At 73.4% G+C, this 4,351-nt stretch carries 3 protein-coding genes; 1 reads left to right on the top strand and 2 read right to left on the bottom strand.

The window, feature by feature from the left end:
• Positions 1-19: 19 nt before the first annotated feature.
• Complete coding sequence (gene pcrA / locus FNQ90_RS14140; protein ID WP_228471172.1) at positions 20-2,629, top strand: DNA helicase PcrA; 2,610 nt, start codon at positions 20-22, stop codon at positions 2,627-2,629.
• 226 nt (positions 2,630-2,855) lie between these two features.
• Here pcrA and FNQ90_RS14130 read toward each other — a convergent pair whose 3' ends face one another.
• Positions 2,856-3,080 carry a hypothetical protein gene (locus FNQ90_RS14130; RefSeq protein WP_182606710.1) on the bottom strand — a complete coding sequence of 75 codons (225 nt, stop codon included), beginning with the start codon at positions 3,078-3,080 and terminating at the stop codon, positions 2,856-2,858.
• A gap of 481 nt (positions 3,081-3,561) precedes the next feature.
• Positions 3,562-4,351 (bottom strand): M23 family metallopeptidase (locus FNQ90_RS14125; RefSeq protein ID WP_182606709.1); only part of this gene is annotated, 790 nt, incomplete at its 5' end.

Raw genomic sequence — 4,351 nt, 5'->3', positions numbered from 1 at the left:
GGCCTAGACTCGGTCAACGATGAGCACCCTTTTCGACGACGCCGCCGACGGGCTGCCGTTCGGCAACGGACCGGCCGAGCCCGCGCCCGACCCCGCCGCCGGCACCGCCCCCGACACGGGGCCCGACGGAGCCCTGTGGGGGGACGGGTGGGACCACGAGCCCCCGCCCGTCGACCCGGCCGGCGACGCCGCTCCCGGCCCGGCCGCCGAGGACCTCCCCGACGGGCTGTTCCCCGAGACCTTCGGCGCCCCCGACGCCGAACCCGTCAGCGGCGGCGGCTGGTACCGCGACGGCGCCCCCCGGCCCGTCATCGACGCCGAGACCCTGCTCACCGGCCTCAACGAGAACCAGCGGGCCGCCGTGGCGCACTCCGGCTCCCCTCTGCTCATCGTCGCCGGCGCCGGCTCCGGCAAGACCCGGGTCCTCACCCACCGCATCGCCCACCTGCTGGCCGCGGGCGGCGTCCAGCCCGGCCAGATCCTCGCCATCACCTTCACCAACAAGGCCGCCGGCGAGATGAAGGAGCGGGTGGAGGACCTCGTGGGCCCCCGCGCCCGCGCGATGTGGGTGATGACCTTCCACAGCGCCTGCGTGCGCATCCTGCGCCGGGAGAGCAAGCACCTCGGCCTGACCTCCTCGTTCTCCATCTACGACGCCGCCGACGCCCGCCGGCTGATGGCGCTGGTCTGCCGCGACCTGGACCTGGACCCCAAGCGGTTCCCGCCCAAGTCCTTCAGCGCGAAGGTCTCCAACCTCAAGAACGAACTGATCGACCCCGAGGACTTCGCCGCCGCCGCGAACGACGGCTTCGAGAAGACCCTCGCCGAGGCGTACGCGCTCTACCAGTCGCGGCTGCGCGAGGCCAACGCGCTGGACTTCGACGACCTGATCATGACCACCGTCCACCTCCTGCAGGCGTTCCCGGACGTGGCCGAGCACTACCGGCGCCGCTTCCGGCACGTGATGGTGGACGAGTACCAGGACACCAACCACGCCCAGTACCGGCTGATCCGCGAACTCGTCGGCACGGCCCCCGCCCCCGGCGAACCCGCCGACCCGGGCGCGGTCGAGCCGGCCGAACTGTGCGTGGTGGGCGACGCCGACCAGTCCATCTACGCCTTCCGGGGCGCCAACATCCGCAACATCCTCCAGTTCGAGGAGGACTACCCGCAGGCCCGCACCCTGCTGCTGGAGCAGAACTACCGCTCCACCCAGACCATCCTCTCCGCCGCCAACGCCGTCATCGAGCGCAACGAGAACCGTCGCCCGAAGAACCTGTGGACGAAGGCCGGCGACGGGGACCGCATCGTCGGCTGGGTCGCGGACAGCGAGCACGAGGAGGCGCAGTTCGTCGCGGACGAGATCGACCGCCTCACCGACGCGGGGAAGGCCCGCCCCGGCGACGTGGCCGTCTTCTACCGCACCAACGCCCAGTCCCGGGTGTTCGAGGAGGTCTTCATCCGGGTCGGCCTGCCCTACCGCGTGGTCGGCGGCGTCCGCTTCTACGAGCGCCGCGAGGTCCGTGACGTCCTCGCCTACCTGCGGGTGCTGGCCAACCCCGAGGACACCGTGCCGCTGCGCCGCATCCTCAACGTGCCCAAGCGCGGCATCGGCGACCGCGCCGAGGCGATGATCGAGGCGCTGGCCCTGCGCGAACGGATCTCCTTCGCGCAGGCGTTGCGCCGGGTGGACGAGGCGTACGGCATGGCCGCCCGCTCCACCAACGCGGTGCGTCGCTTCAACCAGCTCCTGGAGGAGCTGCGCACGATCGCCGAGTCCGGCGCCGGCCCGGCCACCGTCCTGGAGGCGGTCCTCGAACGCACCGGCTACCTCGCGGAGTTGCAGGCCTCCACCGACCCGCAGGACGAGACCCGGGTGGAGAACCTCCAGGAACTCGCCGCCGTGGCCCTGGAGTTCGAGGAGAACCGGCCGGAGGGCGACCCCGGCACCCTCGCCGACTTCCTGGAGCAGGTGGCGTTGGTCGCCGACTCCGACCAGATCCCCGACGGCCCCGACGGGGAGAACGGCGCGGAGGGCGACGGCACCCCCGAGGGCGGCGTCATCACCCTGATGACCCTGCACACCGCCAAGGGCCTGGAGTTCCCCGTCGTCTTCCTCACCGGCTTGGAGGACGGCGTCTTCCCGCACCAGCGGTCACTGGGGAAGACGAAGGAGCTGGAGGAGGAGCGCCGGCTGGCGTACGTCGGCATCACCCGCGCCCGCGAACGGCTCTACGTCACCCGCTCGGTGCTGCGCGGTGTGTGGGGTCAGCCGCAGTACAACCCGCCCTCCCGCTTCCTGGAGGAGATCCCCGACAGCCACCTGGAGTGGCGCCGCTCCGGCGCGTCCACCCCGGCCGCCTCCGCCGGCCCCTCCGGCGGGCGGTCCGCCGGCGGACGCGGGGCCGGACGCGGCGGCGGCGTCACCCGCGGGTTCGCCACCGGCCGCATGGTCGACCGGCCGGTCGTGGCGCTGGCGCCGGGCGACCGGGTCACCCACGACAGCTTCGGCCTGGGCACCGTGGTATCCGTCCAGGGCGCCGGCGACCGGGCCGAGGCCACCATCGACTTCGGCGGCGACAAGCCGAAACGGCTGCTGCTGCGCTACGCCCCCGTCGAGAAGCTCTGACCCGCCCCGGAACCCGCCCCGGGCGGGGTGTCGACCGGGCACCCCCTCCGGGGCTCCGGGTGGAAGACCGTGCGGTCACGGCCGGGTCGCCCGGCTCCCCACCGTCCGGTGGGCGCTCACCCACATGATCCGGGAGGCCGGCCGGTGGGCGGGCCACGCGGACATCCTCCGCGAACTCATCGACGGCACGACGGGCCGCCGGCCGTCCCGCCCCGGGCCTCGAGGGTCACAGGACGGTGCGGGCGCCGAGGAGGTCGTGCAGGGTGGTGCGGTGCTTCTCGTCGAACCCCTCGGCCTCGACGAAGACCCGCCGGGGCCGATGGAGCCGGCCTCCGATACGCGGCAGGATCGCCTCTCGTCCCCCGTGGGTGAAGCGCAGGAGCTCCGTCGTGCCCTCGGCCGGGAGCAGCCCTCGACCGGAGTTCCACGGGGGCCCACCTCCGGACTCCACGGAAGACCCAAAGCCGGCGTCAGCACGTACTCGGGCACGTCCCCCTCGCGCTCGTCGCGTGGAAGGACGGCGAGCCGGATGATGTTGGTGGCCGGGTCCCGGAGCACTGCGTGGCGGCACGTGCCCAGCGACTCCCGGGGGCCGCGTGTCATCCGCCACCAGCGCCACGTGCAGTACAGAAGGGCCAGGAGGAACAGTTGCACCACGAGCACCGTCCCGGCCAACTGAAGCCACGCCATGGGGGCGGGCACCCGGACGGATCGGGGACCGAACCACGCCAGGAGCAGCAGCAGAACGGGCGGTAGGAGCAGGTACGGCTTGGCGAACCACCACAGCAGTCGCAGGTCGTCCCGTCGTTGGCTCTCGGCCGGGACCGTCGGGGGATGCCCGGCGGTCGGGCCCGGGCGCACGGATGCCGGAAACGGCGCGGGCGCGACCGGGGGTGTCCGGTCGCGCCCGCGGCGCTCGACGATCGGGTCGCTCAGGAGGGCTCGAGGCCCTTGCTGCGCAGCCAGGCGGCCGGGTCGACGGCGGAGCCGCCGCCGGGACGCACCTCGAAGTGCAGGTGCGGGCCCATGGAGTTGCCCGAGTTGCCGGAGTAGGCGACGACCGTGCCGGCCTGCACGAAGCCCGACTGGTAGACGTAGCTGCCCAGGTGGGCGTACCAGGTCTCGGTGCCGTCCGGCGCGGTGATGATCATGAGGTTGCCGTAGGAGACGTGGTACTGGGTGCGAATGGTGCCGTCGGTGGCGGCCCGCACGGGCGTGCCGTAGCGCACGGGGAAGTCGATGCCGGTGTGCAGGTTCGCCCAGTTGAGGCCGGACTGCCCGTAGACGGCGCTCAGGCCGCGCCGCTCCACCGGGAGGAAGAACTTGGGCCGCAGCTCCTCGAGCCGCTTGGCCTCCTCCCTCTTGCGCTCGGCCTCCTCCTCGGCCTGGCGCTTCTCCTCGGCCTTGCGCTCCGCGAGGTCGATGCGGCCCTGGGTGCGGCTGGCGCGCTCGGCGTAGTCGTCGGCGGCGGCGGTCAGACCCTGGAGCTGGGTGTCGAACTGCTTGTTCGCCACCGCGTGCGCCGCGCGGGCGGCCTCGGCGGCCTCCTCGTCGATCTCCTCGCCACCGAGGGCGATGTCCTCGCCGGCCTCGCCGGGGGCGTCGTTGCCGGTGACCGAGGCGGTGGCGACGGCGGTGACCCCCAGTACGCACAGCGAGGGGGCGGCGACGGTCAACAGGGCGGAGCGGCGGGGCTTGGGGGAGCGGCGGCGGCCTCGGCGG

It is taken from the genome of Streptomyces alkaliphilus (assembly GCF_014141535.1).
Taxonomy (GTDB): Bacteria; Actinomycetota; Actinomycetes; order Streptomycetales; family Streptomycetaceae; genus Streptomyces; species Streptomyces alkaliphilus.
This window is presented reverse-complemented; position numbering and strand designations above follow the sequence as displayed.

Coding starts and splice junctions, on each gene's coding strand:
- pcrA (WP_228471172.1), top strand. CDS start 20: ATGAGCACCCTTTTCGACGACGCCGCCGACGGGCTGCCGTTCGGCAAC.